This window comes from Pseudomonas sp. FP2338 (assembly GCF_030687515.1).
In the GTDB taxonomy this organism is placed as follows: domain Bacteria; phylum Pseudomonadota; class Gammaproteobacteria; order Pseudomonadales; family Pseudomonadaceae; genus Aquipseudomonas; species Aquipseudomonas salomonii.
On record NZ_CP117436.1, the window covers coordinates 2756764 to 2782337 of the forward strand.

The window sequence follows — 25574 nt, forward strand, 5'->3', positions numbered from 1 at the left end:
ATATGCGTCTTGTGAAAAAGCTTCTCCCGCTGGCTCTTGTCGCGGCGTTCAGCAGCACCGGCCAGGCCGCCCAGACCGTCAGCGTCTATAACTGGACCGACTACATAGGCGAGACCACCTTGGCCGATTTCCAGGCCAAGACCGGGATCAAGGTGATCTATGACGTGTTCGACTCCAACGAAACCCTGGAAGGCAAGTTACTCGCCGGGCGCACCGGCTATGACGTGGTGGTGCCGTCCAACCACTTCCTGGCGCGCCAGGTAAAAGCCGGCGCGTTCTTGAAACTCGACCGCTCGCAGCTGCCCAACTTCAAGAACCTCGACCCCAAACTGCTCAAACTGCTGGAGAAAAACGACCCCGGCAACGCGCACTCGGTGCCGTACCTGTGGGGCACCAATGGCATCGGCTACAACGTCGACAAGGTCAAGCAAGTGCTGGGCATCGACCACATCGACTCATGGGCGGTGCTGTTTGAACCGGAGAACATCAAGAAGCTCAACCAGTGCGGCGTAGCCTTCCTGGATTCGGCGGATGAGCTGTTCCCGGCGATCCTCAACTACATGGGCAAAGACCCGCGCAGCGAAAACCCCGAGGATTACAAACAGGCCGAAGCCAAGCTGCTGACGTTGCGCCCGTACATCACCTACTTCCATTCTTCCAAGTACATCTCTGACCTGGCCAACGGTGATATCTGCGTGGCCTTCGGCTATTCAGGCGACGTATTTCAAGCCGCCAACCGCGCCAAGGAAGCCAGGAACGGCGTGAATATCGCCTACTCGATTCCCAAGGAAGGCTCCAACCTGTGGTTCGACTTGCTGGCAATTCCTGCCGACGCCGGCAACCCGAAAGAGGCCCACGCTTTTATCAATTATTTGCTCGACCCAGAGGTGATCGCCAAGGTCAGTGCCGCGGTCGGTTATGCCAACGCCAACCCGGCGGCCAAGCCCTTTATGGCGCCGGAGCTGGTGAACAACCCTGAGGTGTACCCGCCCCAGGAAGTGCTCGACAAACTCTATATTTCCACCACGCCTAGCCCGGCGACCATGCGCCTGATGACCCGCGCCTGGAGCAAAGTGAAGACCAACAAATGATCCAGTCCAATGACCACGCCCGGTCCTACTACCGGGCTTCGGCCAACGCCATGCCGGAGCGCCCGTCACTGGGCGCCGATCTGAGCGCTGATGTGTGCGTGATCGGCGGCGGGTTTACCGGCGTCAACACCGCGATTGAACTGGCCCAGCGTGGGCTCTCGGTGATCCTGCTGGAGGCCCGGCGCATTGGCTGGGGCGCCAGTGGGCGTAATGGCGGGCAACTGATTCGTGGTATCGGCCATGACGTGTCGGGGTTCGCCAAGTATGTGGGCGAGGAGGGCGTGCGTTACCTGCAGCGCGCCGGGATCGACTCGGTAGCGCTGGTGGGCGAGCGTATCGCCCAGCACGGCATTGACTGCGATTTGCATTGGGGCTTTTGCGAACTGGCCAACACCCCGGCGCAGTTTGCCGCGTTCAAGGGCGAGCAGGCGGGCCTGGCAGCGTTGGGTTATGCCCATGAAACCCGCCTGGTCGGCCCGCAAGACATGGCGCAGGTGGTGGGCTCCAGCGTCTACGCTGGCGGCCTGGTGGACATGGGCTCCGGGCACTTGCACCCGTTGAACCTGGTGCTGGGCGAGGCGCAGGTGGCCGAGTCGCTCGGGGTGCGGATTTTCGAACAAACCCCGGTGCTGGAGATTGTGCACGGCGATACGGTGCAGGTGCGTTGCGCCGGCGGCACGGTGCGTGCGGCTAATCTGGTACTGGCCTGTAACGCGCATTTGGAGGAACTGGAACCGCGCCTGAGCGGCAAGGTGCTGCCGGCGGGCAGCTACATCATCGCCACCGAGCCGTTGTCGGTCGAACTGGCCCAGCAGTTGATCCCGCAAAACCTTGCCCTGTGCGACCAGAAAGTCGGGCTCGATTACTACAGGCTCTCGGCTGACCGGCGTCTGCTGTTCGGCGGCGCCTGCCATTATTCGGGGCGTGACCCTGCGGATATCGCCGCGTATATGCAGCCCAAGCTGCTCAAGGTGTTCCCGCAATTGGCAGGCACCGCCATCGAGTTCCAGTGGGGCGGCAAGATCGGCATCACCGCCAACCGCTTCCCCCAGGTCGGGCGCCTCAAGCAGTACCCGAATGTGTTCTACGCCCAGGGCTATTCCGGGCATGGCCTGAACGTGACCCATTGGTGCGCGCGCCTGCTCGCCGAAGGCATTCACGCCGGTGCAAGCCACGGCCTGGATATCTTCAGCCAAGTGCCGCACATGACCTTCCCCGGCGGCAAGGCCTTGCGCTCACCGCTGCTGGCATTGGGGATGCTGTGGTACCGGTTGCGGGAAATGCTCTGACTTGACGTCACATTTAACGTTTGGAGTGTGATGGGGAAGTGATGAAGTGCCTGTGTGCAGGCACTTTTTATACAGTTTTGCTACTGACCGTACGGTTAGTTACCCGCCGCCCAATTCTTACGTAGATTCTGCCCCGCACGAAATACTGTCCAGGGAGGATGCCTATGTTTGACGTCAATCAACACCGACACGACTACTTCTACAACCTTGCCACGGTTATCGGCGGGATACTCCCCGATGACCTGTGCGATACGCTCGTGGCCCGTGTCAACAACATCATTGCGGTACAGGGCGTCGACTGGGTCAAGCACCAGGGCCTGGGCACCGATGCCGTTTCGGAGCTGAGTGGGCTGTACAACCACCACATCTTCAAGGGCGACGACATCCGGCGCTATGTGCCGGAACTGACTGCGATCTACCACAGCCTGGTGCCGCTGATCAGCCTCATTACGCATACCGACACAGTGGTGTCGCCGTACCCGCTTTCCGACATCAATATCAAAGTCTGTCCGGCCGGTGGCGGCACCCTTGGGCTGCATTACGACACCAATAGCATCACCGTGCTGCTGTTTCTCACCACTAACCAGGAAGCGCCGCTGTGCATGCAGGTCGAGCGCCACCATCCCAGCCAGGAAAAACCCTGGATCGAGCACCGCAGGATTTTTGCCACCAAGGGTTCGTTGTTGATCATGCAAGGCCGGAAAACCCTGCATCACAGCGAGCCGACGGTGACCGAGCAAAAGCTTTCGGTGGTGTACAACTACTACGAGCGCCACGACATCTACCGCCCGAAGCATTCGACAACTTCGCTGACCTCGGCAAGCAACCGAAGGCATTGGCGTAAGGCGCGCGGTATGCAACTGAGCAAGCGCGACCTGGGGCGCGGGGTTTTCGATTGTTTTCCAGTGTTATGTCACCACCATCGTTGGTTACCGGGTCTGGAGTAACCTGATGAAGACATACCCGGCCTCGGTGCTGGCGCCGTTGTCGCTGATGGTGCCGGCGCCGGTGTCGGGGTTGTTCATCGCCTACTGGTTTTTTGGCGAACAGCTGAGGGGGGAGCAGGGGGGTGCGATTGGATTGGTGTTTGTGGGGATTGCGATTTTCGTCAAGTCGGCGGGGATTATGGTTAGGTTGGGGCGGTAGTGGGTATGGGTGTATATCCGTTATTCAGGTAACGGCTGCTATTGGTTCCGCTCTTACAGCGGGTCACTTTTGGCAAACGCCCCAAAAGTAACCAAAAGGTCTGTGCCCCACCACTCGGCACCTCGCTAATGCTCGGTGTGCCCTCACTCCGGCTTGAATCCGTGGGCCGCCGCGATGGGCCATCCTTGGCCCAGCGCGGCTAACCCGGCGTCCTGCCGGGTTACCCACGGATTCAAGCCTGCGTTCGGCCATCGTGGTTAACGGGGCGCCTCAGATCAAGATCAAAATCTACAGCACGGCGGCCTAGTAGCCGACCTGAGTGGTTAGATCAAAAGCGAAAAGCGGGTTTGCATACACCTGGGATCTGCTTTTCTGTGGGAGCTGGCTTGCCTGCGATGCAGACACCTCGGTACATCAGGCACACCGAGTTGATGCCATCGCAGGCAAGCCAGCTCCCACCTTTGACCGAGTATGGCACTGCTGTTGCTGTTCCTGTTGCTGTTGCTCTGGCCCTTACATCCTTTTCGATGACGAAGTCAGCGGTCTTTTGATCTGCGCTTTTGATCTTGATCTGAAATCGCCCCGTTAAACACGATGGCCGGAATTCGACAGGGATTTGGGGGGTAAACCGGCAGGGATGCCGGTTTAGCCGCCCCGCGCCATGGATGGCGCGTGGCGGCGGCCCCCCAAATCACTGGCGGATTGCGGGCATGCCGAGCCACAGCGAGGCACCGAGTGTTGGGGCGAGGACTTTTTGCTTACTTTTTGGTCCCTCAAAAAGTGAGCCGCTGTAAGAGCGGAACCATAGGCCGCCGTTACCTAAATAACGGATATACACACCAACACCAACACCAACACCAACACCAACACCCATCACCGCGGCTCAGTCAGCACCTTCCTGAACGTTTCCACCAACGGCCGCAAATTAACTCGATGCCACGCCGCCCACAGCGGCGTGGTGTAGGTCAGCCATGGCAGTTCACGCAACACCACCCCAGGCGGCGCATTCCGGCTCAGCCCCTTTTGCACCATCGCCACACCCAACCCCGAGGCGACAAGGCCGAGGGCGGTAAATGGCTCACTGGCTTCCATGGGAATCTGCGGCGTAAAACCAGCACGAATGCACGCAGCCACGAAGTCATCGGCGGGGTTGGCGCCAGGCTTGCGTTGCACGCCGATCCACTCCTGATCAGCCAGATGCTCGGGCAACAACTCGCTGTGGCGCGCCAATGCATGCTGCTCCGGCAGCGCCAGCAGCATCGGGTCGTCCAGCACCTGCAGCGCCGTCAGGTCCGGGTCGTCGGTAGCCGGTGGCTCGCCGACCAGGGCAATATCGAGGCTGCGTTGACGCAAGCCTTCGAGCTGTTCCAGCGACGGCAAGTTGTACAGCTTGATATGCACGGTGGGCCGGTCATCGCGCAATACCCGCAACGCATTGGGCAGCACGCCGGCATGCATGGCGTTTTCGATGTAGCCGATGCACAAACCGCCTTCTTCGCCGCGTCCCAGGCGTTTGCCCAAGGATTCCAAGCGATTGGCGTGGGTCAACAGCGCCTTGGTTTCCGCCAGGAACGTCTGGCCGTCGCGGGTCAGGCGGATGCGCTGCTGGCTGCGTTCGAACAGGGTCAGGCCCAGGCGCTCTTCCAGCTGGGCGATCTGCCGGCTCAGCGGCGACTGCGAGATATGCAGGCGCTCGGCGGCACGGCCGACGTGTTCTTCTTCAGCGACCACTTCGAAGTAGCGCAGTTGGCGAAGATCAATCATGTGTAAGACCTTTCAGGACTCAAGTTGGTCGCAGTATGTCTTGGACGGTCCGATCTCTGCAATCTAGGATCTGCTCAACGGTCACAGCGACCCACAACCGATTGAGGATCCACCATGAGCTTGAAAGACAAATTGCCCGGCCCGCTGGGCTTTGGCACCGCACCGCTGGGCAATATGTTCCGCGCGATTGCTGAAGACGAAGCCCAGGCCACCGTCGAGGCCGCCTGGAACCACGGCGTGCGTTACTTCGACACCGCTCCCTTCTACGGCTCGGGCCTGTCGGAAATCCGCCTGGGCCAGGCGCTGTCGCAGTACAACCGCGATGATTTCGTGCTCAGCACCAAAGTGGGCCGGGTGATTCTCGATGAAGTCGAAGAAAGCGCCCGCGACCTCGGCGAAAAAAGCGGCGTGTTCGAACACGGCCGTCCCAACAAGATGCTCAACGACTACAGCGCCGACGCCACCTTGCGTTCCATCGAAGACAGCCTGAAGCGCCTGCAAACCGACCGCCTGGACATCGTGTGGATTCACGATATCGCTCAGGATTTCTACGGTGACCAATGGCTGGACTACTTCAACCAGGCGCGCACCGGCGCCTTCAAGGTGCTGACCCGCCTGCGTGAAGAAGGCGTGATCAAGGCCTGGGGCCTGGGCGTAAACCGCGTTGAACCCTGCGAGCTGACCCTTGACCTCACCGAAGCCCAGCCCGATGGCTTCCTACTGGCCGGCCGCTACACTTTGCTGGACCACGAACGTGCCTTGCAGCGCTTGATGGACGCAGCCTTGGCGCAGAATGTCGAGATCGTCGTCGGCGGGCCTTACAGCTCCGGCATTCTGGCCGGTGGCGCGCACTTCGAATACCAGCAGGCGAGCCCCGCGATTATCGATAAAGTCGAGCAGATCAAGGCGATTGCCCAAGCGTTCGGGGTCAGCGTAAAAGCCGCAGCCCTGCAATTTTCCCTGGCGCATCCGGCCGTGGCGGCGGTGATTCCAGGTGCCAGTCGTCCGGGGCGGATTGCCGAAGACGTTGCGGCGTTGTCAGAGAAGATCCCGGCAGCCTTCTGGCAGGCGCTGCGCGAGGCCCGGTTGATTTCGGCCCGTGCGCCTCTGCCGCTTTAACTTCAGGAGTACCACCGATGAGAATTGATGTAAGCGGCAAAGTAGCCATCGTCAGCGGCAGCACCGCCGGTATTGGCCTGGGCATCAGCCAGGCGCTGGCAGCCTGCGGCGCCACCGTGGTGGTGATCGGGCGCGAATCGGGCAAGGTCGACGACGCGCTGGCGAGCATTCGCCAGGCGGTGCCAGGTGCCGATCTGCGCGGGCTGGTGGCCGACCTCGGCACCGCCGCAGGCGCCGAGAAACTGTTCGCCGCCGAACCGCGTGCCGACATCCTGGTCAACAACCTTGGCATCTTCAACGATGTGGATTTCTTCGACGCACCCGACAGCGAGTGGACGCGCTTCTACGAGGTCAACGTGATCTCCGGCGTGCGCCTGGCACGGCATTACACGCCCGGCATGGTCGAGCAGGGCTGGGGGCGGGTGATCTTCCTGTCGTCGGAGTCTGGCGTGGCCACACCGGCCGACATGATCAACTACGGCGTGACCAAAAGCGCCAACCTCGCGGTTTCCCATGGCCTGGCCAAGCGCCTGGCGGGCACCGGCGTGACGGTGAACGCAGTGCTGCCGGGGCCGACTTTTACCGACGGCCTGGAGCAGATGCTCAAGGACGCCACACAAAAGTCCGGACGCAGTGCGCGGGACGAAGCCGATGTGTTTGTGCGTAACGCACGGCCGACCTCGATCATCCAGCGCGCGGCGAATGTGGATGAAGTGGCGAACCTGGTGGCGTACATTGCTTCACCGCTGTCCTCTGCAACCACAGGCGCTGCGCTGCGGGTCGACGGTGGTGTGGTCGACAGCATGGCGATCTGAAATCTTATTTTTCCTGGAGTATTTAGTGTGGCGACAGCTTCTTCTGTAATTGAAATCCCGGTTTCGGCCGATCAGGTCTGGCAATTGGTCGGTGGCTTCAACGCGCTGCCGGATTGGCTGCCGTTTATCGTCAAGAGCGAGCCGAGCGAGGGCGGGCGCGTGCGCCACCTGCAAACCGCGGATGGCGGTGTGGTGGTCGAGCGTTTGCAGCGTTTTGATAACGTAGCGCGCAGCTACAGCTACACCATCGAGCAATCGCCGTTTCCGGTGAGTGCCTACCTTGCGACCTTGCAGGTTGAGGCGCTCACCGACAGCTCGGCGAAAGTGACCTGGTCCGGCGTGTTCACCCCGGCAGCCGGGACCACGGATGCGGCGGTGGAAGAGTTGTTTACCGGCGTGTACAGCGGCGGCCTAGAGGCGTTGCGCGCCAACTTTCCGGCCTGATATAAGAGGCACTGCAAGTCCAATGTGGGAGCGGGCTTGCTCGCGAATGCGGTGGGTCAGTCGATGAATCTGTTGACTGACACACTGCATTCGCGAGCAAGCCCGCTCCCACATTTTTTGACCGAGGTGATCTTCAGGCTTCGGGCATCAACTGCTGCCGACACTCCAGCACCAACCGCGCACCGCCACGCTGGCTGCTGCCAACCTCCAGCTTGAACCCGTGCAAGTTGATGATCGCCGCCACAATCGACAGGCCCAAACCGAAGCCGCCTTGCTGGTCGCTTTCATCCACACGATAAAAACGCTGGAACACCGCATCACGTTCCGCCGCCGGAATACCCGGCCCGGAGTCGTGCACTTCGATGCGCGTGCTGCCGCCGTCATTCACACCACGCAAGATCACCTCGCCACCGGCGGGCGAGAACTTGATCGAGTTGCTCAGCAGGTTGGCCAAGGCTTCGAACAGCAGCGCACGGTCGCCGGTGATCCACGGCAGCGCTTCGGGCACTTCGAGGCGCAGCTGCAATTCGCCTTCTTCGGCCAACGGCAGATAAAAGTCATGCAGTTCGCGCAGCAGCGGCAGCGGGTCCATTACCAAAAAACCCGAGCGGCGCTGGTGGTCTTCCAGCTCCGAGATGCGCAACAGCCCGCGAAAGCGCGCCATCAGCGTGTCGGTCTCGGCGATGGCGTCGTCGAGCTTCACCGCGTACACCGAGTTTTCCTCGGCTTCCTGCTTGATGCGGTACAGCTGCGCACGCAAGCGTGTCAGCGGGGTGCGCAGGTCGTGGGCGATGTTGTCGCACACGCCCTTGACCTCGTTCATCAGCTTCTCGATGCGGTCGAGCATGGCGTTGACGATGGCCGCAAGCATGTCCAGCTCATCACGCCGATTCGACAGCGGCAAACGGTGGGTCAGGTCGCCGGCAACGATGGCCTCGGCACTCGCCTGGATCCCGCGAATACGCCGCAACGGGCGGCGGCGCAACAAATGCCAGCCGGCCGCGCCGGGAATAATGGTCAGCGACAGCGCCCACAGCAGTGCATGCCAGATGATCCGGGTGACGCCGAACAGCGAACCGTTGGCCCGCACCAACACCAGCCAGCGGCCGTCTTCGGTGTGGGTGGCGACGGCGTCGCAGCTGTCTTTGGGCAGTTTGGGGTCGTCGGACTCGACGCAATTGGCCAGCGCGTGGATCTTGCCATCGAGCGGCAAGTCCGGCGGCACGGCGCGGATCGGTCCGCTCAGGGGGCGAAATTGCTCATCGAACAGGCCATAGGCGTCCACGCCCTTCATGTCGAAGGTCATGCTGGTGGTCAGGGCTTCCACCAGTTCTTCGCCGTCGAAACGCTGAAACAAGTGCTGGCGCTGCATCAACGAGTGGCGGGACAGGTCGCCCAGGTAACCCGACACTTCGAAATACAGCACCCCCATGAGGATGCAACTCCAGGCCACAAACAACGAGCTGTAGAGCGCCAGCAAGCGGCTGCTGGAGGAGCGCCAGCCCTTAGAGGGGTTCAGCAATGACATAACCGGAACCTCGTACCGTGCGGATCAGCGGCGTGAGGCCCGGTGGGTCGATTTTCTTGCGCAGGCGACCGATGTGCACATCGATCAGGTTGGTGCCCGGGTCGAAGTGATAACCCCAGACTTCCTCGAAGATCATCATCCGCGACAGGATCTGCCCGGTGTTGCGCATCAGAAACTCAAGCAGTTTGTATTCGGTGGGCAGCAGGCTCAGCGGCTGCTCGGCGCGGCTGGCTTCGCGGCTGATCAGGTTCAGTTCCAGGTCGGCCACGCGCAGGGCGGTTTCGAATTCCTTGACCGTACTTTTGCGCCGCAGCAGGACTTCGACACGTGCGGCCATTTCGTCGGAGGCGAACGGCTTGGTCAAGTAGTCATCGCCACCGGCCCGCAGGCCGCGCACGCGCTCGTCGACATCGGAGAGGGCGCTGATCATCAAGATCGGCGTCGACACCCCAATAGTGCGCAGGGTCGTGACGATGGCCAGGCCATCCAGCTCCGGCAGCATCCGGTCGAGGGTGATCAGATCGTAATCACCACTCACAGCGCGGACCAGGCCTTCGCGGCCGTTGTCCACCCAATCCACATCCAGTCCATGGCTACTCAGCTCGGCGACGATCTCGCGGGCTGTTACGGCGTCATCCTCGATGGTCAAAATACGGGTCATAGGATTACCTGGTGAGCGATTCACACTAGAAGTGGGGTCATTTTGCCAAGAAGTAGCTGAATGTTTCCTAAATTAAACTTCATCTTGGCAAAACCACCACAAATATCCGGGTTGCACACTTTTATTGTGGGAGCTGGCTTGCCTGCGATAGCGGTCTTCCCTCCTGATATTTTGTATCTGATACACCGCTATCGCAGGCAAGCCAGCTCCCACAGTGAGCGGGTTTGAAGCGAGATTGCATAAAGCACGCCCGCCACTGTGGTTTCTTGCAAGTTGCACGGTCCTGGGAAGTTCAAATTACTTAACTTATTGAAATAAAAGGATTTTAATTTTTGCTCCGGCTGGCACGCTGCCTGCACTGTCCCTTTTGAGACTTGTAACACTATTTTTCCTGCCAGGAGCAAAACAACAATGATCACATCGTCATCCACGCTGCAAGAGTCAAGCGCGCGCTCTGGGGTTTCCTGGGGCGCAATCTTTGCCGGGGCCGCTGCGGCGGCTGCACTGTCGCTTATCCTGGTGCTGTTGGGCTTCGGCCTGGGCTTTTCGGCGGTGTCGCCGTGGGCCGACAGTGGCATGAGCGCCAAGGGGCTGGGTATTTCCACGATTATCTGGCTGGCATTCACCCAAATCGTCGCTTCGGGACTGGGCGGTTACATTGCCGGCCGGTTGCGTGTGAAGTGGGCGAATATGCATGGCGATGAAGTGTACTTTCGCGACACGGCCCATGGTTTCCTCGCCTGGGCCGTCGCAACCCTGGTCACCGCAGTACTGGTGGTCGGTTCGGTCAGCAGCGTGGTCAGCGGCGGCGTGAAAGCCGGTGCCAGTGTGGCCGCAGGTGCCGCCAGCGGCATCAGCCAGGCCGCCGGCAGCGCAACCAAGGGGGCCAACAGCGGCGACTTCGACTACTACGTCGACAGCCTGTTCCGCGATGACCGCCCAGCTGCCGTTGGCGATGACGCGGTACACGGCGTGGTTGCACGCATCCTCACCCGCACCCTGAGCAACGACGGCCAACTGGCACCGGAAGACCGTACCTACCTGGCCCAGTTGATCAGCCAGCGCACCAACCTCAGCCAGGCCGACGCCGAAGCGCGTATCGACAAGGTGTACGGCGAAGCCCGTAAAGCCATTGACGATGCCAAGCTCAAAGCCAAGCAAGCGGCCGACACTGCCGCCAAAGTCGCTGCCTACACCTCGCTGTGGACCTTCGTGGCCCTGTTGATCGGCGCGTTCTTTGCCAGTTTCGCGGCAACCTTCGGCGGTCGTCGTCGGGATGCCGTGGTGTACGTCGAAACCGAAAACTACGTTCGTTAATTCAAGGAGAACATCATGCGCTCATTACTACTGTGGTTCCTCGGCGTGCCGATTCCGTTGATCATCCTGATCGCGATCTTTATGCACTAAAACCTGAGCCAAGCTCGGTCCCCCTGTGGGAGCGGGCTTGCTCGCGAAGGCGGTCTGTCAGCTATTCATGAGTTGACTGATACACCGCTTTCGCGAGCAAGCCCGCTCCCACATTGGGTTCTGTGCAGTGTCAGCCAGCTTGTAATCAGAAGCGCGCTCGCCACGGAAGTCATGATCACCAAGGGCAGTGAAGTGCCATCCGACAACAACCCCGTCACCCAGCTGCTCACCGCCGTCAGGATCATCTGGATAAAAAAGAACAACCCCGACGCCGTCCCCGCAATCGCGCCATAGGGCTGCAGCACCGACAGCTGGCAGGCCGGAATCACCATCCCCACCGACACCATGATCACCACCATCGGCAGCACAATCGCCAGCCATTCTCCCGGCAGCGTGAGGGTAACCATCGCCAGCAATACGCTGCCCAGCACATTCAGGCCGATCCCAGCGTTGATCAAGCGGTCGGGCTCGAAGCGCAATACCAAACGGCGAAACAGGTTCGCCCCGAGCATGTAGCCGCTGATCGTCGCGGCGAATACCAGTGCGTATTCCGTGGCCGTCAGTTGGTAGCCGCGCTGCAACAGCGAAGACGACTCGCTGATAAACGGGAAATACGTGCTGTACACGCAGCCGATGGCCAGGGCGTATCGCAGGAAATAACGATCGCGCAGCAGTTGGCCATACACGCGCAGCAGGTTGCTCGGTGGCGCGGCGGCAACTTCCGGCGGGCGGGTTTCCGGCAGGCGGCGGTAAACCACCAGGCACAGCACGGCGCCGATCAAGCCCAGAAGCACAAACAAGCCACGCCAGTTGATCAAGGGCAGCACCAGGCTGCCAAGCACCGGCGCGGCCATCGGCGAGATGGCCATGGCCATGGAGATCAACCCCAGCAGACGCGCCTGCTCGTGGCGGTCGAAGTAATCGCGCACGATCACTCGGCCGATCACCGTGGTACAGCAACCGCCGAGGGCCTGGAACAGCCGGGCGATTACCAGCACGCCAAGGCTGTCGGCCTGGGCGCAGGTCACGGTCGCCACCACGTACAGCAGCAGCCCGGCCAGCAATACCGGGCGCCGGCCGAAGCGGTCGGTCAACGGGCCGCTGACCAGCAGGGAAATTGCCGAACCCAGGGTGTATAGCGTGAGGGTCAATTGCAGTTGGCTGTCGCTGCTGTGGAAGTAGTCGGCCATGGCGGGCAAGGCTGGCAGGTGCAGGTCCAGCGTGAGACGGGGCAGGGCGATCAGCACGGTCAGCAGGACCAGCCAGAATCCGGTGGAGAGGGCGCGTTGAGTCATGGGAAGCTTCTTCGCTAACGAGTAGAGCCTGAACTCTAACGACTTTGTGGTTTAATCCTTTGAGCCACTTATGGCTTAAAACACTGGACCACTTATGCGCCGAGGAAAAACCGCCGCCACCCTGGACCTGCCGCGCCCGGATACGTTGAACGCCGGCAAACAACAGGGCGCCTATGACGCGTTGCGCGCCGCCATCCTCAACCGGCAGTTGCCGGCGGGCAGCCGTTTGCCCTCGACCCGCAGCCTGGCCGAACGCTGGCTGGTATCGCGTGGCACCCTGGAAGCGGCGTTCGAGCGCTTGCACAGCGAGGGTTACGTAGAACGCGTGGCGGGCTCCGGCACGCGGGTGAGTGCGGTGATCCCCGAGCAATTTATCGCGGCCCCGGCGCCGAGCGGCAACCCACGCCGCCTGGCCGTGCCTGATCAGCCCGACGCCGGCGTGCAAAGCCACGTGCCCTTTGTGGCCCGGCGCCCGGATGCCGGCCTGTTCGACTTGAAAACCTGGGCACGCTGTATTTCCCGAGGCTTGCTGTCGGCGCCGCCGGGGGCCCTGGAGGCTGCGCACCCGGCCGGGTTGCCGGCGTTGCGCGAGCAAATCGCCGACTACCTGCGCAGTTATCGCGGCATGCACTGCGAGGCGGATGAAGTGATTGTCACCACGGGCATTCGTCACGCTCTTGACCTGATCGCGCGCACCTTGCTCAAGCCCGGCGACACGGCGTGCGTCGAAGACCCGGGTTATAAACCGGCGCGACGCTTGTTCAGCCTGGCCGGTGCGCAGGTTCGATCGATCCCGGTCACAGCCGACGGCCTCGATACCGACCAGCTCCCAGCCACGGCGCGGCTGGCTTACGTGTCGCCTGCCCACCAGGCGCCGTTGGGCATGACGCTGTCGGTCTCGCGCCGCCTGGCATTGCTGGACTGGGCCGCCCGCGCTGACGCCTGGGTGGTCGAAGACGATTACGACAGCGAATACAACTACAACAGCGCGCCACTGGCCGCGCTCAAATCCCTCGACTCCGGCGACCGTGTGATCTACTGCGGCAGCTTCAACAAGAACCTGTTTCCCGGCTTGCGCGTGGGCTTCATGGTGGTGCCCAGGGCGCTGCGGCCCGGGTTGTTGCGCACTTCACAATTGACCGGGCATTCGGTGGGCGCCACGGATCAATTGGGCCTGGTCGAATTCCTGGGCAGTGGGGCGTTCGTGCGCCATTTGCGCGCTTCACGCCAAGCCTATCAGGCACGCCGCGATGCGTTGCTCGCCTGCCTGCCGCAGGGCTGCACGGTCAGCGGCCAGCAGGCCGGGTTGCATTTTGTGCTGTGGTTGCCGACGGGCGTCGGCGAGGCGGACTTTTGCAGCCGCGCTGCCGCCGTCGGCCTGACCTTGCAGCCGTTGGGCAAGTTCTGTAACGAAGCCAGCCTGCCGCCGGCGGTGATCATCGGCTACACCGCGCTGACCCTGGCGCAGATTCGCTTTCACGGGCGAGTGCTCACGAAATTGTTAAAGGCGGCTTAACCGCCCCTTGGCAGTACTCGGTGTATCAGGCATACCGAGTTGATGCTATCGCAGGCAAGCCAGCTCCCACAGGAGACCCGCGTTGCCGGCAGGTCAGTCGTCGAAACCGACCTGCTCGTGAATCTCATCCACCTTCAATTCCAACCGATACGCCACGGCAATAAACAACGCCTGGCACAGGCATAGCGTGGCGCTCAAGGAGCGGAAGGCAAACGAAGAACCCTCATTCACCAACAACACCGCGTTCGCCCGTTTGGCCAGGGGCGACAGGTTGCTGTCGGTGATGATCAGGGTCTTGGCCTGATGATGCTGGGCAATGCGCAGGCAATGCTGGGTCTCTTTACCGTAGGGCGTAAAGCTGATCGCGATCACCAGGTCGTTGGCCCGCACGCTGCGCATCTGCTCGCGATAACTGCCGCCCAGGCCCGAGATCAGGTGGATGCGCTTGTTGGTGTGCTGCAGGTTGTAGACCAGGTAATCGGCCACGGCAAACGAGCGGCGCACGCCGACCACGTAGATATTGTCGGCGTTGACCACCAGGTCCACCGCCTTCTCGAACGCCACATCATCCAGTTCCAGCCCCAGGCGCTCGATGCCGGAGAGGGTGGCATTCACGCACTCACGCGCCAGGTCGCCGCCACTGGCCTTCTGCGACTTGTTGGCGATCATGCTGCGGATGCGCTGCTGATAGTTCTGCACCGGCGTGGTCTTGTGGGTGTAAGCCTCGCGAAACAGCGCCTGCATCTCGCTGAACCCACTGAAACCGAAGCGCTGGGAAAACCGCACGATGGCCGAAGGGTGCACTTCGCATTCGCGCGCGATGTCGCTGATGCGGTCGACCATAATGCGGTCGCTCTGCTGGCTCATGTAGCTGGCAATGCGTTTGAGCTGGCGCGGCAGGCTTTCGTATTCGTCCGTGATCAGCTGCAACAGGCGTTCGGCATTGATCGGAGGGCTGGCGATCGTATCTTCCAGGGTGGTCTCGGGATCGGTGCGGGACATGGGCAATCCTTCTGGCGTGTTCGTCTGATGCGCTGATGGGTGACGCAAGTCTACAGGGTAGGCGCAAAAAAATACCTCGGCATCACGGCGCACGTGGGCTGCTGAAACGATGCACGGCGGCTGGCATGCCATTATGCTGGCTTATTGGAAAAAATATTCCACTAAAAATAATTATGGAATAAATATTGATTGCCGCCGCCGGACGTTCTAGTCTGCTTGCACCAAGAGCGTGTGCCGTCACCACGGCGGCACCACGCAGGCTGATAAAAATAACAGGAGCCAGCATGGGCCAGACTCGTTTTGCCAGTGGGCGTCAATTGGATCTGATATGCCTCGGGCGCCTGGGCGTCGACCTCTATGCGCAGCAAGTCGGTGCGCGGCTTGAGGACGTGTCCAGCTTTGCCAAGTACCTCGGCGGTTCCTCCGCCAATATTGCCTTCGGCACGGCGCGGCTGGGCCTCAAGTCGGCGATGTTGAGCCGCGTGGGCGATGACCATATGGGCCGGTTCCTGCTCGAATCCCTGGCCCGTGAAGGCTGTGATGTGAGCGGTATCAAGGTCGACCCGGAACGCCTCACCGCCCTGGTATTGCTGGGGCTTAAAGACCGCGAAACCTTTCCGCTGGTGTTCTACCGCGAAAACTGCGCAGACATGGCCCTGCGCGCCGAAGACATCAGCGAGGGCTTTATCGCCTCCAGCAAAGCCTTGCTGATCACCGGCACACATTTCTCCACCGATGGCGTGTACAAGGCCAGCATCCAGGCGCTGGATTACGCCGCCAAGCACAACGTCAAGCGCGTGCTGGATATCGACTACCGCCCGGTGCTGTGGGGCCTGGCGGGCAAGGCGGACGGCGAAACGCGGTTTGTTGCCGACCAGAACGTCAGCCAGCATGTGCAGAACATCCTGCCGCGTTTCGACCTGATCGTCGGCACTGAAGAAGAGTTCTTGATCGCCGGTGGCAGTGAAGACCTGCTGACGGCGTTGCGCACCGTACGTGAACTGACCCCGGCGACCCTGGTGGTCAAGCTCGGCCCGCAAGGCTGCACGGTGATCCACGGCGCCATCCCGGCGCGCCTGGAAGACGGCGCGATTTACCCCGGCGTGCGGGTTGAAGTGCTGAATGTGCTGGGTGCCGGTGACGCCTTCATGTCCGGCTTCCTCAGCGGCTGGATCAATGACGCCAGCGATGAGCGTTGCAGCCAGTTGGCCAACGCCTGCGGCGGCCTGGTCGTGTCCCGCCACGCTTGCGCGCCGGCCATGCCGACGCCGGCCGAACTGGATTACCTGTTCAACAGCCCGGTGCCCATCACCCGGCCGGACCAGGACGTGACCCTGCAACGCCTGCACCGCGTCACGGTGCCGCGCAAAACCTGGAAGCAGTTGTTTGTGTTTGCCTTCGACCACCGCTGGCAACTGGTGGACCTGGCGCAAAAAGGCGGCCAGGACCTGACCCGTATCAGCGACATCAAGCAGCTGTTTATCCAGGCCATCGAACGTGTGGAAACCAAGCTGGCGCAGCAGGGCATCGAAGCCGATGTGGGCCTGCTGGCCGACCAGCGCTTCGGCCAGGACGCGTTGAATGCCGCCAGCGGCCGTGGCTGGTGGATCGCCCGCCCGGTGGAGGTGCAGAACTCGCGGCCACTGGCGTTTGAACATGGCCGCTCGGTGGGCAGCAACCTGATTGCCTGGCCCCAGGAGCAAATCATCAAGTGCCTGGTGCAGTTCCACCCGGACGACGAACCGATGCTGCGCCTGGAGCAAGAGGCGCAACTCAAGGCGGTGTACGAGGCGTCCCTGGTCAGCGGCCATGAACTGCTGCTGGAAGTCGTGCCGCCCAAGGATCACCCGTCGACCTATCCCGATGTGCTCTACCGCAGCCTCAAGCGCCTGTACAACCTGGGCATCTACCCGGCGTGGTGGAAAATTGAGGCGCAGTCGGCCGAAGACTGGAAAAAGCTCGACGAACTGATCCATGAGCGTGACCCGTACTGCCGTGGTGTGGTGCTGCTGGGCCTGAATGCGTCGGCGCAGTGTTTGGCCGATGGCTTTCAGCAAGCCAGCCAAAGCACCACCTGCCGTGGGTTCGCCGTGGGCCGCACGATCTTCCAGGAGCCAAGCCGTGCGTGGATGGCGGGGGAGATTGATGATGAAGGGTTGATTGAGCAGGTGCAGGCCACGTTCGAGCAGCTCATCAATGCCTGGCGCAGTGCTAGAAACTAAACACAGTCAAATGTAGGCGCTGCTTTTGTGGGAGTCGGGCTTGCCCGCGATAGCATCGACTCGGTCTACCCATGAAACCGAGGTGATGCCATCGCAGGCAAGCCAGCTCCCACACAAGCCAGCCCCCACATAAAGCAGATCTCAGTGTTATCTGAAAACAATAAAAGGTGCAGCCATGCCCGCAATCCGAATTGGCATCAACCCGATCTCCTGGAGCAACGACGATCTGCCGGCCCTGGGCGGTGAAACGCCGCTGAGCACTGCGCTCAGTGAAGGCAAGGACATCGGCTACGAAGGTTTTGAACTCAACGGCAAGTTCCCCAAAGACGCCAAGGGCGTTGGTGATGTGCTGCGCCCTTATGACCTGGCGCTGGTCTCCGGCTGGTATTCCAGCCGCCTGGCGCGCCGTTCGGTGGCCGAAGAAATCGAAGCCATCGCCAGCCATGTCGAGCTGCTCAAGCTCAATGGCGCTAACGTGCTGGTGTACGGCGAAGTCGCCGACTCGATCCAGGGCTCGAAGGTGCGCCTGATCGAACGCCCGCGTTTTCACAGCGAACACGCCTGGCAGGACTACGCCGACAAGCTCACGGAGCTGGCGCGTTTCACCCTGTCCCAAGGCGTGCGCCTGGCGTATCACCACCATATGGGCGCCTACGTTGAATCCCCTGAAGACATTGACCAGTTGATGAAACGAACGGGCCCGGAAGTCGGCCTGCTGTTTGATTCGGGCCATTGCTACATGGGTGGCGGCGAACCCCTCGAGGTCCTGCGCAAACACATCGACCGCGTTTGCCACGTGCATTTCAAGGACGTACGCAAGCCGGTGGTGCAACTGGCGCGCAACCAGATGTGGAGCTTCCCTGACTGCATCGTCAACGGCACGTTCACCGTGCCCGGCGATGGCGACATCGATTTTGCCGAGTTGCTCGATGTGCTGCTGGCGGCCCACTACAAGGGCTGGCTGGTGGTCGAAGCCGAGCAGGACCCGGCCGTGGCGCCTAGCTATGTCTATGCCAAAAAAGGCTACGACACCCTGCGCGCGCTGCTCAACGAGAGGACTAAGTGATGAGCTTGTTGGTCAAAAGCAGCAAACGCGGGCAAACCATGGTAGCCCTGGAAGCAGGCCGCCTGGAGTACGTGGGTTTTTCCGCTTATCGACTGAGCCTGGGCGAAACGCTGCCGGTCACCGCCGGGGATCAAGAGCTGTGCCTGGTGCTGCTCAGCGGTCGCGTCAATATCGAAGGCGAAGGCTTTAACTGGCAGAACCTTGGCGACCGCCAGTCGGTGTTCGAAGACAAATCGCCGTTCGCCGCGTACCTGCCGCCCGGCACCGATGCGCAGATTACCGCCTTGAGCGACGTGCAGATTGCCGTCTGCGCCGCGCCCGGTGCGCCTGGCTTTGAACCGCGCCTGATTCGCCCCGAGCAGTGCAAACGCAGCGTGCGCGGCAAAGGCGCCAACACCCGCTACGTGTGCGACATCCTGCCCGACAGCGAGCCGGCCCATTCGCTGCTGGTGGTGGAAGTACGCACGCCGTCCGGGCACTCGTCGAGCTACCCGCCGCACAAGCACGACACCGACGACCTGCCGCACCAGAGCTTTCTGGAAGAAACCTACTACCACCAGATCAACCCGCCGCAGGGCTTTGTGTTCCAGCGCGTGTACACCGACGACCGCAGCATCGACCAGGCCATGGCCGTGGAAAACAGCGACCTGGTGGTGGTGCCCAAGGGGTATCACCCGGTCAGCGTGCCGTATGGCTATGAATCGTATTACCTCAACGTGATGGCCGGGCCAAAACGCGCCTGGCATTTCCATAACGACCCGCAGCACAGCTGGCTGCTGGACCTCTAAACGGTTTTGGACGGAGAACAACAACAATGAAGTCGCCGCTACGTTTTGCCCTTAACCGCATGGTCGCCCCCAACCTCTCGTTGCCGGACTTTATCCAGTTGGCCGCGGCCCTCAAGTGCGATGCCATCGAGATTCGCAACGACCTTAAAGGCCATGAAATCGAATACGGCACCCCGGCCAGCCGCGTGCGTGAATTATGCGCGGTGCAGGGCATCACGGTGCTGTCGATCAATGCGCTGTACCCCTTTGATGTGTGGAATGACGAGCGCCGGGCCCAGGCCATCAAGCTCGCCACTTACGCCCGTGAATGCGGCGCGCAGGGCCTGGTGATGTGCCCGTTGAATGAGCGCGGCGATACGCGCAACGAAGCCCAGCGTGCCGCCGGTTTGCGCACGGCGCTGAGCGAGCTGGCGCCGATCCTGCGCGAGTACGGCATCCTCGGGTTTATCGAGCCGCTGGGCTTTGAAGAATGTGCCCTGCGCCGCAAGCGCGGGGCGGTGGACGCGATTCAGTCGATTGGCGGCCTGGATGTGTTCCGGCTGGTGCATGACACCTTTCACCACCACCTGGCCAGTGAGCAGGAGTTCTTCCCGCAACTGACCGGGCTGGTGCATATCTCTGGCGTAGAAGACGCCGAAGCGCCGCTCAATTCGATTCGTGACGGCCACCGCGTGCTGGTGGGCGAGGGCGATATCCTTGGCAATGCCGCGCAGATCGACACTTTGCTCAGCAGCGGGTACGGCGGTTACCTGTCGTTTGAGCCGTTTGCCGAGAGTGTGCATGGGTTGGCGGATATCCAGCAGGCCATCGGGGCCAGCATCGCCCACCTGCAAAACCCCCGAACCTGACGCCGATTAACCTGTGGGAGCTGGCAAGCCAGCTCCCACATTGAAGCAGTGTTAATCAATCCAATTGCATTCACACAAGGTGCAAGTGATGACCACAACAAGACTGACCATGGCCCAGGCCCTGGTGAAGTTCCTGGATAACCAATACATCGAAGTCGATGGCGTGCAGAGCAAGTTTGTCGCCGGTGTGTTCACGATTTTCGGCCACGGCAATGTGCTGGGCCTGGGCCAGGCGCTGGAGCAGGACAGCGGCGACCTGGTGGTGCATCAGGGCCGTAACGAGCAAGGCATGGCCCACGCTGCCATCGGTTTCGCCAAGCAGCACCTGCGCCGCAAGATTTACGCGTGCACCGCCTCGGTAGGCCCCGGCGCGGCGAATATGCTCACCGCGGCGGCGACCGCCACGGCCAACCGAATTCCGCTGCTGCTGTTGCCCGGTGATGTGTACGCCAGCCGCCAGCCGGACCCGGTGTTGCAACAGATCGAGCAATTCCATGACCTGAGCATCAGCACCAACGATGCGTTCCGCTCGGTGAGCAAATACTGGGACCGTATCAACCGCCCTGAGCAACTGATGACGGCGGCGATCCATGCCATGCGCGTGCTCACAGACCCGGCCGAAACCGGCGCCGTGACCCTGGCGCTGCCGCAGGACGTGCAGGCCGAAGCCTGGGACTACCCGGATTATTTCCTGCAAAAACGCGTACACCGCATCGAACGGCGCCCGGCCACGGCGGCGATGATTGGCGATGCGCTGGCGGCGTTCCGGGGCAAGCGCAAGCCGCTGATTATCTGTGGCGGCGGGGTGAAGTACTCCGGCGCGAATGCGGCCCTGCAAGCGTTTGCCGAGCGTTTTGAGATTCCCTTCGCCGAAACCCAGGCGGGCAAGAGTGCAGTGGTGTCCAGCCATCCGCTGAACGTCGGTGGCATCGGTGAAACCGGCTGCCTGGCGGCGAACCTGCTGGCGCCCGAGGCGGACCTGATCATCGGCATCGGCACGCGTTATACCGACTTCACCACCTCGTCCAAGTCGCTGTTCAAGCATGCCGAGGTGAAGTTTCTCAACCTCAACATCAGCCCGTGCGATGCGTTGAAACTCGACGGCGTGCAAGTGCTGGCCGATGCACAGGTTGCCCTCGACGCGCTGGCTGACGCCTTGGGCGACTACCGCGCCGGCTGGGGCGAGCAGGTCCGCGACGCCAAGGTGCAGCTGGACGCGGAAGTGGATCGCGTGCATCAGGTGCAATACCACGGCGACGATTTTGTGCCGGAAGTGGATGACCACCTGGACCGCGCCGTATTGCGCGAATTTATCGAGCTGACCGGTTCGTGCCTGACCCAGAGCCGTGTACTCGGCGTGTTGAACGACACCCTGGCAGACGATGCGATCATCGTTGCCGCCGCCGGCAGCCTGCCCGGCGACTTGCAACGCGCCTGGCGTAGCAAGGGCGTCAACACCTACCACGTCGAATACGGCTATTCGTGCATGGGCTACGAGATCAACGCCGCCCTCGGTGTGAAGCTGGCCGAGCCGAGCAAGGAAGTGTATGCGCTGGTCGGCGACGGCTCCTACATGATGCTGCACTCGGAGCTGGCCACCTCGATCCAGGAACGACGCAAGATCAACGTGATACTGCTCGACAACATGGCTTTCGGCTGCATCAACAACCTGCAGATCGGCAACGGCATGGACAGCTTCGGCACCGAGTTCCGTTTCCGTAACCCCGAGAGCGGCAAGCTCGACGGCGGCCTGGTACCGGTGGATTTCGCCATGAGCGCGGCAGCCTATGGCTGCAAGACCTACAAGGTCAGCAGCGTGGAGCAGCTCGAAGCGGCCCTGGCCGATGCGCGCACGCAAACGGTGTCCACGCTGATTGATATCAAGGTACTGCCCAAAACCATGGTCCACGGCTACCTGTCGTGGTGGCGTGTGGGCGTGGCGCAAGTGTCCACCAGTGAACGCACGAATGCCGCCGCGAAAAAACTCAATGAACAGCTGGCCAAGGCCCGGCAGTACTAATAACAAGAGGAGTTGTGTATGTCGTTAAAACTTGGAGTGATTGGCACTGGCGCTATCGGCCGTGACCATATCCGTCGTTGCAGCCAGACCTTGCTCAATAGCCAGGTGGTGGCGGTGACCGACATCAACCTTGAGCAAGCCGCCAAGGTCGTCGCTGATTTGAAGCTTGCCGCCGAGGTCTACGCCGATGGTCATGCGCTGATCAACTCGCCACAGGTCGAAGCCATTCTGGTCACGTCCTGGGGGCCGAGCCACGAAGAGTTCGTACTGGCCGCCATCGCCGCCGGCAAGCCGTTGTTCTGCGAAAAACCGCTGGCGGTGACGGCGCAAGGTTGCCGCAAGATCGTCGATGCTGAACTGGCCTATGGCAAGCGTCTGGTGCAAGTGGGCTTTATGCGCCCGTACGACGAAGGTTATCGCGCCCTCAAGGCCGTGATCGACAGCGGCCAGATCGGCGAGCCACTGATGCTGCATTGCGCGCACCGCAACCCGACGGTGGGCGAGAACTACAAGACCGATATGGCGATCACCGACACCTTGATCCACGAGCTGGATGTGCTGCGTTGGTTGCTCAACGATGACTACGTGTCGGTGCAGGTGGTGTTCCCGCGCAAATCGAGCAAAGCCCTGGCCCACCTGCGCGACCCACAGATCGTGCTGTTGGAAACCGCCAAGGGCACACGCATCGATGTGGAAGTGTTCGTGAACTGCCAGTACGGCTACGACATCCAGTGTGAAGTGGTGGGCGAGACTGGCATTGCCAAGCTGCCGGAGCCTTCGCAGGTGCAAATGCGCAGTGGTGCGAAGCTGTCGAATGCCATTTTGATGGACTGGAAGGACCGGTTTATCGGGGCGTACGACGTGGAATTGCAGGCGTTTATCGACAGCGTGCGTGCGGGCCAGGTCGGCGGGCCTTCGGCCTGGGACGGGTTTGCGGCGGCAGTGGCGGCAGATGCGTGCATCGAGGCGCAGAACAGTGAGCAGATCGTGAAGGTGAGCTTGCCGGAGCGTCCGCACTTTTACGGCTAATCACAATCTGCCAGGTGGAATGCAGTCATTGTGGGAGCTGGCTTGCCTGCGATAGGGGTCTATCAGTGAGAGCTTCATCGACTGACACGACGCTATCGCAGGCAAGCCAGCTCCCACACTTGATTGGGTTTGCAATTCAACAAGGAAACAACTTATGCGAATCGGACTAGTCGGCTACGGCCACGGAGGGCGCTTTTTTCATGCGCCGCTGATTGCAACTTTGCCCGGTGCGACCTTTGTTGGCGTGGTGACCCGTTCAGCGGAGCGCCGCCAGCAATTGAGTACCGACCTTCCGGGCGTAAAGGCCTTTGACAGCATCGGCCAGATCGTCGAGGCCGGCGTGGATGCGCTGGTGATCTCCACCACCCTCAAAGGCCGCCCGGCGCTGGTGCTGGAAGCCATCGAGCACGGCGTGGCGGTGGTCAGCGACAAACCCTTCGCCAGTAACGCCGAACAGGCCCAGGCGCTGATTACCGCCGCCGAGCGCCAGGGCTCGCTGCTCAGCGTCTACCAGAACCGCCGCTGGGATTCGGATTACCTGACCTTGCGCAAGCTGATCGACGCCGGTGCCTTGGGTGAGATCACGCGCTTTGAATCCCGCGTCGAACGCTACAGCCCGCAAGCGGTGGGCAATGCCAGTGGCGGCGGCTGGCTGCGTGACCTGGGCAGCCACTTGGTAGACCAGGCGCTGCAATTGTTCGGCCCGGTGGATCGGGTATTCGCGCAATTGCAGTTCAGCCCCGAACACCCAACCCTCGACCACGGTTTTTTTGTCTCCCTGACCCACGCCAATGGGGTGGTTTCCCATTTGTGGGGTAACGCCCTGCAAAACAGCCAGGCCCCGCGTTTTCGCGTCAGTGGTACGTTGGGTTGTTACACCGTTGACGGTCTGGACGGCCAGGAGGAGGCACTGATGGCCGGCAAGTCACCGAAAACCGAAGGCGAGCACTGGGGCGCCGAGGAACATCGACGCTGGGGCTGGTTTGAGCAAGGTGAAGAGCGCGAGCGCGTGCCGTCCGAGAAGGGCTGCTGGACGCAGTTCTATAGCCAGTTGCAACTGGCCGTTCAAGGGCAGGGGCCGCTGCCCGTCAGTGCCTATGACGCGCTGGAAACCACCCGTATATTGGACGCCGCACGCCTCAGCGCCGAGCGCCAGCAGGTGGTTTCGACAAAAATAGAATAAAATTCTAAAACAGGTTGATATGGAAATTATTTTCTAATAAAGTCTTTTCCAGGTTGCATAAAGTACGTTCGAACTCGATTCGCACGGCTCAACAAAAACAAGATCAAAAACAACCAGGTACCGTCAGATGAAAATCTTCAACGCTGTACTGCGAGTTTTACGCCCTGCCTCAGCGCCACGCGGTCTGCCCCGCGCCCGGCCGTTCTACTTCTCCTTCCTTAATGTGCTGTGTGTCGAAAACCACGGCGCGCTGGTCTGCTGCATCCCGGGGGCACCGGTGGTTCGACTGCCTGCCGAACGCTGATAAACGCAACGTCCAAAAAACCAACAAGAAAGTGGAGACAGACCGTTCATGAAGACCCCGATCCGTTTTACCGCGCTGGCCCTGTCGATGTTGCTGGCCAGTGGTTTTGCCTCGGCCGCCGACCTCAAGATTGGCGTGACCATGTCCGCCTTCGATGACACCTTCCTGACCTACCTGCGTGAAGACATGGACAAACAAGCCAAGTCCTATCCCAAGGGCGATGGTGTGCAATTGCAGTTTGAAGATGCGCGCGCCGACGTGGTCAAGCAACTGAGCCAGGTCGAGAACTTCATCAGCCAGAAGGTCGACGCGATTATCGTCAACCCGGTGGACACCGCATCGACCGCCAACATCATCAAGGCCGCCACCGCAGCGAAAATCCCGCTGGTGTTCGTCAACCGCCGCCCGGATAGCCCAACCCTGGCCCCGGGCGTGGCAGCGGTGGTGTCCGATGACGTCGAGGCCGGCAAACTGCAGATGCAATACATCGCCGAAAAACTCGGCGGCAAGGGCAACATTGTGATTCTGTTGGGCGACCTGGCGAACAACTCCACCACCAACCGTACCAAGGGCGTGAAGGAAGTCCTGACCAAGTACCCGGGCATCAAGATCGAACAGGAACAGACCGGTATCTGGCTGCGTGACAAGGGCATGACCCTGGTCAACGACTGGCTGACCCAGGGCCGCGATTTTGACGCGGTACTGGCCAACAATGACGAGATGGCCATTGGTGCATCCATGGCGCTGAAGTCGGCGGGCAAAAAAGGCGTGTTGATCGCCGGTGTCGACGGCACCCCGGACGGCCTCAATGCGATCACCAAGGGCGACATGACCGTATCGGCCTTCCAGGACGCCAAAGGCCAGGCCGACAAGTCGGTGGAGACCGCGCGCAAGATGGCTAAAAACGAGCCCATCGAGCAGAACGTGGTGATCCCGTTCCAGCTGATCACGCCGGACAACGTCAAAGACTTCAAGTAGCCCGCACACAACAACAATAAGCCGGCAGGGCGGCCACGGTCGCCCTGCAGTCGAGGTAC

At 61.2% G+C, this 25574-nt stretch carries 24 protein-coding genes; 18 read left to right on the forward strand and 6 right to left on the reverse strand.

Annotated elements, in window-relative coordinates:
* Positions 1–2 precede the first annotated feature (2 nt).
* The 4 genes from PSH96_RS12480 to PSH96_RS12495 all read left to right on the forward strand — a co-directional run bounded on the left by PSH96_RS12480 (position 3) and on the right by PSH96_RS12495 (position 3526).
* On the forward strand, positions 3–1091 hold the full coding sequence (locus PSH96_RS12480; protein ID WP_305459510.1) for a polyamine ABC transporter substrate-binding protein: 1089 nt from the start codon (positions 3–5) through the stop codon (positions 1089–1091).
* Positions 1088–2380: an FAD-binding oxidoreductase gene (locus tag PSH96_RS12485; RefSeq protein ID WP_305459511.1), complete on the forward strand. Its 1293-nt coding sequence runs from the start codon at positions 1088–1090 to the stop codon at positions 2378–2380. Before PSH96_RS12480 ends, PSH96_RS12485 begins: the two co-directional genes overlap by 4 nt.
* A gap of 164 nt (positions 2381–2544) precedes the next feature.
* The gene (locus tag PSH96_RS12490) at positions 2545–3327 is read left to right on the forward strand and encodes a hypothetical protein (protein ID WP_305459512.1); all 783 of its coding nucleotides are present in this window, start codon (positions 2545–2547) and stop codon (positions 3325–3327) included.
* Entirely contained in the window at positions 3302–3526 is a 225-nt protein-coding gene (locus PSH96_RS12495) for a hypothetical protein (protein ID WP_370694361.1), read from the forward strand. Before PSH96_RS12490 ends, PSH96_RS12495 begins: the two co-directional genes overlap by 26 nt.
* An 873-nt stretch (positions 3527–4399) precedes the next feature.
* On the opposite strand, the gene PSH96_RS12500 is transcribed toward PSH96_RS12495, so the two are convergent.
* Positions 4400–5290 (reverse strand): LysR substrate-binding domain-containing protein, encoded by an 891-nt coding sequence (locus PSH96_RS12500; RefSeq protein WP_305459514.1) that lies wholly within the window; start codon positions 5288–5290, stop codon positions 4400–4402.
* A gap of 114 nt (positions 5291–5404) precedes the next feature.
* Between PSH96_RS12500 and PSH96_RS12505 the strand changes: the two genes are divergently transcribed.
* Genes PSH96_RS12505 through PSH96_RS12515 form a run of 3 tightly spaced genes read left to right on the forward strand, consistent with a single transcriptional unit; the run spans position 5405 to position 7668 of the window.
* Positions 5405–6409 carry an aldo/keto reductase gene (locus tag PSH96_RS12505; protein ID WP_305459515.1) on the forward strand — a complete coding sequence of 335 codons (1005 nt, stop codon included), beginning with the start codon at positions 5405–5407 and terminating at the stop codon, positions 6407–6409.
* 17 nt (positions 6410–6426) lie between these two features.
* Positions 6427–7224: an SDR family NAD(P)-dependent oxidoreductase gene (locus tag PSH96_RS12510; protein ID WP_305459516.1), complete on the forward strand. Its 798-nt coding sequence runs from the start codon at positions 6427–6429 to the stop codon at positions 7222–7224.
* Between the two features lie 27 nt (positions 7225–7251).
* Positions 7252–7668 carry an SRPBCC family protein gene (locus PSH96_RS12515; protein WP_305459517.1) on the forward strand — a complete coding sequence of 139 codons (417 nt, stop codon included), beginning with the start codon at positions 7252–7254 and terminating at the stop codon, positions 7666–7668.
* 133 nt (positions 7669–7801) lie between these two features.
* On the opposite strand, the gene PSH96_RS12520 is transcribed toward PSH96_RS12515, so the two are convergent.
* Positions 7802–9196: a HAMP domain-containing sensor histidine kinase gene (locus PSH96_RS12520; RefSeq protein WP_099550136.1), complete on the reverse strand. Its 1395-nt coding sequence runs from the start codon at positions 9194–9196 to the stop codon at positions 7802–7804.
* Entirely contained in the window at positions 9174–9857 is a 684-nt protein-coding gene (locus PSH96_RS12525) for a response regulator transcription factor (RefSeq protein WP_003219726.1), read from the reverse strand. The genes PSH96_RS12520 and PSH96_RS12525 overlap by 23 nt, the downstream gene beginning before the upstream one ends.
* 411 nt (positions 9858–10268) lie before the next feature.
* Between PSH96_RS12525 and PSH96_RS12530 the strand changes: the two genes are divergently transcribed.
* Positions 10269–11174 carry a hypothetical protein gene (locus PSH96_RS12530; RefSeq protein WP_056859446.1) on the forward strand — a complete coding sequence of 302 codons (906 nt, stop codon included), beginning with the start codon at positions 10269–10271 and terminating at the stop codon, positions 11172–11174.
* Positions 11175–11329: 155 nt separating this feature from the next.
* Here PSH96_RS12530 and PSH96_RS12535 read toward each other — a convergent pair whose 3' ends face one another.
* Positions 11330–12559, reverse strand: a complete 1230-nt coding sequence (locus tag PSH96_RS12535) for a multidrug effflux MFS transporter (protein ID WP_305459518.1) — start codon at positions 12557–12559, stop codon at positions 11330–11332.
* Between the two features lie 94 nt (positions 12560–12653).
* Between PSH96_RS12535 and PSH96_RS12540 the strand changes: the two genes are divergently transcribed.
* The gene (locus PSH96_RS12540) at positions 12654–14075 is read left to right on the forward strand and encodes a PLP-dependent aminotransferase family protein (RefSeq protein WP_305459519.1); all 1422 of its coding nucleotides are present in this window, start codon (positions 12654–12656) and stop codon (positions 14073–14075) included.
* Positions 14076–14168: 93 nt separating this feature from the next.
* Here PSH96_RS12540 and PSH96_RS12545 read toward each other — a convergent pair whose 3' ends face one another.
* The gene (locus PSH96_RS12545; RefSeq protein ID WP_017136418.1) at positions 14169–15077 is read right to left on the reverse strand and encodes a MurR/RpiR family transcriptional regulator; all 909 of its coding nucleotides are present in this window, start codon (positions 15075–15077) and stop codon (positions 14169–14171) included.
* A gap of 82 nt (positions 15078–15159) precedes the next feature.
* A complete protein-coding gene (locus tag PSH96_RS12550) occupies positions 15160–15363 on the reverse strand; it encodes a hypothetical protein (RefSeq protein ID WP_141722670.1) in 204 nt (67 codons plus the stop codon).
* Here PSH96_RS12550 and iolC point away from each other — a divergent pair.
* The 9 genes from iolC to PSH96_RS12595 all read left to right on the forward strand — a co-directional run bounded on the left by iolC (position 15362) and on the right by PSH96_RS12595 (position 25515).
* The gene (gene iolC, locus PSH96_RS12555) at positions 15362–17299 is read left to right on the forward strand and encodes a 5-dehydro-2-deoxygluconokinase (protein WP_305459520.1); all 1938 of its coding nucleotides are present in this window, start codon (positions 15362–15364) and stop codon (positions 17297–17299) included. The two genes, PSH96_RS12550 and iolC, sit on opposite strands and share 2 nt — an antisense overlap.
* Positions 17300–17474: 175 nt before the next feature.
* A complete protein-coding gene (iolE, locus tag PSH96_RS12560; RefSeq protein ID WP_305459521.1) occupies positions 17475–18365 on the forward strand; it encodes a myo-inosose-2 dehydratase in 891 nt (296 codons plus the stop codon).
* Entirely contained in the window at positions 18365–19153 is a 789-nt protein-coding gene (gene iolB / locus PSH96_RS12565) for a 5-deoxy-glucuronate isomerase (RefSeq protein WP_017136421.1), read from the forward strand. The genes iolE and iolB overlap by 1 nt, the downstream gene beginning before the upstream one ends.
* Before the next feature lie 26 nt (positions 19154–19179).
* The gene (locus PSH96_RS12570; RefSeq protein ID WP_305459522.1) at positions 19180–20001 is read left to right on the forward strand and encodes a TIM barrel protein; all 822 of its coding nucleotides are present in this window, start codon (positions 19180–19182) and stop codon (positions 19999–20001) included.
* 88 nt (positions 20002–20089) lie between these two features.
* Positions 20090–22021: a 3D-(3,5/4)-trihydroxycyclohexane-1,2-dione acylhydrolase (decyclizing) gene (iolD, locus tag PSH96_RS12575; RefSeq protein ID WP_305459523.1), complete on the forward strand. Its 1932-nt coding sequence runs from the start codon at positions 20090–20092 to the stop codon at positions 22019–22021.
* 18 nt (positions 22022–22039) lie between these two features.
* Positions 22040–23050 (forward strand): Gfo/Idh/MocA family protein, encoded by a 1011-nt coding sequence (locus tag PSH96_RS12580; RefSeq protein WP_305459524.1) that lies wholly within the window; start codon positions 22040–22042, stop codon positions 23048–23050.
* A 154-nt stretch (positions 23051–23204) separates the two neighbouring features.
* Complete coding sequence (locus tag PSH96_RS12585; RefSeq protein ID WP_305459525.1) at positions 23205–24233, forward strand: Gfo/Idh/MocA family oxidoreductase; 1029 nt, start codon at positions 23205–23207, stop codon at positions 24231–24233.
* 127 nt (positions 24234–24360) lie between these two features.
* Positions 24361–24537, forward strand: a complete 177-nt coding sequence (locus PSH96_RS12590; protein WP_163005443.1) for a hypothetical protein — start codon at positions 24361–24363, stop codon at positions 24535–24537.
* Between the two features lie 48 nt (positions 24538–24585).
* Entirely contained in the window at positions 24586–25515 is a 930-nt protein-coding gene (locus tag PSH96_RS12595) for a sugar ABC transporter substrate-binding protein (protein WP_065931775.1), read from the forward strand.
* The last annotated feature ends 59 nt before the right edge of the window (positions 25516–25574 follow it).

What these genes read in the sequence shown, in the direction of transcription:
- PSH96_RS12480 (WP_305459510.1), top strand. Translation starts at nt 3, where the DNA reads ATGCGTCTTGTGAAAAAGCTTCTCCCGCTGGCTCTTGTCGCGGCGTTC.
- PSH96_RS12485 (WP_305459511.1), top strand. Translation starts at nt 1,088, where the DNA reads ATGATCCAGTCCAATGACCACGCCCGGTCCTACTACCGGGCTTCGGCC.
- PSH96_RS12490 (WP_305459512.1), top strand. Translation starts at nt 2,545, where the DNA reads ATGTTTGACGTCAATCAACACCGACACGACTACTTCTACAACCTTGCC.
- PSH96_RS12500 (WP_305459514.1), bottom strand. Translation starts at nt 5,290, where the DNA reads ATGATTGATCTTCGCCAACTGCGCTACTTCGAAGTGGTCGCTGAAGAA.
- PSH96_RS12505 (WP_305459515.1), top strand. Translation starts at nt 5,405, where the DNA reads ATGAGCTTGAAAGACAAATTGCCCGGCCCGCTGGGCTTTGGCACCGCA.
- PSH96_RS12510 (WP_305459516.1), top strand. Translation starts at nt 6,427, where the DNA reads ATGAGAATTGATGTAAGCGGCAAAGTAGCCATCGTCAGCGGCAGCACC.
- PSH96_RS12520 (WP_099550136.1), bottom strand. Translation starts at nt 9,196, where the DNA reads ATGTCATTGCTGAACCCCTCTAAGGGCTGGCGCTCCTCCAGCAGCCGC.
- PSH96_RS12525 (WP_003219726.1), bottom strand. Translation starts at nt 9,857, where the DNA reads ATGACCCGTATTTTGACCATCGAGGATGACGCCGTAACAGCCCGCGAG.
- PSH96_RS12530 (WP_056859446.1), top strand. Translation starts at nt 10,269, where the DNA reads ATGATCACATCGTCATCCACGCTGCAAGAGTCAAGCGCGCGCTCTGGG.
- PSH96_RS12535 (WP_305459518.1), bottom strand. Translation starts at nt 12,559, where the DNA reads ATGACTCAACGCGCCCTCTCCACCGGATTCTGGCTGGTCCTGCTGACC.
- PSH96_RS12540 (WP_305459519.1), top strand. Translation starts at nt 12,654, where the DNA reads ATGCGCCGAGGAAAAACCGCCGCCACCCTGGACCTGCCGCGCCCGGAT.
- PSH96_RS12545 (WP_017136418.1), bottom strand. Translation starts at nt 15,077, where the DNA reads ATGTCCCGCACCGATCCCGAGACCACCCTGGAAGATACGATCGCCAGC.
- iolC (WP_305459520.1), top strand. Translation starts at nt 15,362, where the DNA reads ATGGGCCAGACTCGTTTTGCCAGTGGGCGTCAATTGGATCTGATATGC.
- PSH96_RS12550 (WP_141722670.1), bottom strand. Translation starts at nt 15,363, where the DNA reads ATGCTGGCTCCTGTTATTTTTATCAGCCTGCGTGGTGCCGCCGTGGTG.
- iolE (WP_305459521.1), top strand. Translation starts at nt 17,475, where the DNA reads ATGCCCGCAATCCGAATTGGCATCAACCCGATCTCCTGGAGCAACGAC.
- iolB (WP_017136421.1), top strand. Translation starts at nt 18,365, where the DNA reads ATGAGCTTGTTGGTCAAAAGCAGCAAACGCGGGCAAACCATGGTAGCC.
- PSH96_RS12570 (WP_305459522.1), top strand. Translation starts at nt 19,180, where the DNA reads ATGAAGTCGCCGCTACGTTTTGCCCTTAACCGCATGGTCGCCCCCAAC.
- iolD (WP_305459523.1), top strand. Translation starts at nt 20,090, where the DNA reads ATGACCACAACAAGACTGACCATGGCCCAGGCCCTGGTGAAGTTCCTG.
- PSH96_RS12580 (WP_305459524.1), top strand. Translation starts at nt 22,040, where the DNA reads ATGTCGTTAAAACTTGGAGTGATTGGCACTGGCGCTATCGGCCGTGAC.
- PSH96_RS12585 (WP_305459525.1), top strand. Translation starts at nt 23,205, where the DNA reads ATGCGAATCGGACTAGTCGGCTACGGCCACGGAGGGCGCTTTTTTCAT.
- PSH96_RS12590 (WP_163005443.1), top strand. Translation starts at nt 24,361, where the DNA reads ATGAAAATCTTCAACGCTGTACTGCGAGTTTTACGCCCTGCCTCAGCG.
- PSH96_RS12595 (WP_065931775.1), top strand. Translation starts at nt 24,586, where the DNA reads ATGAAGACCCCGATCCGTTTTACCGCGCTGGCCCTGTCGATGTTGCTG.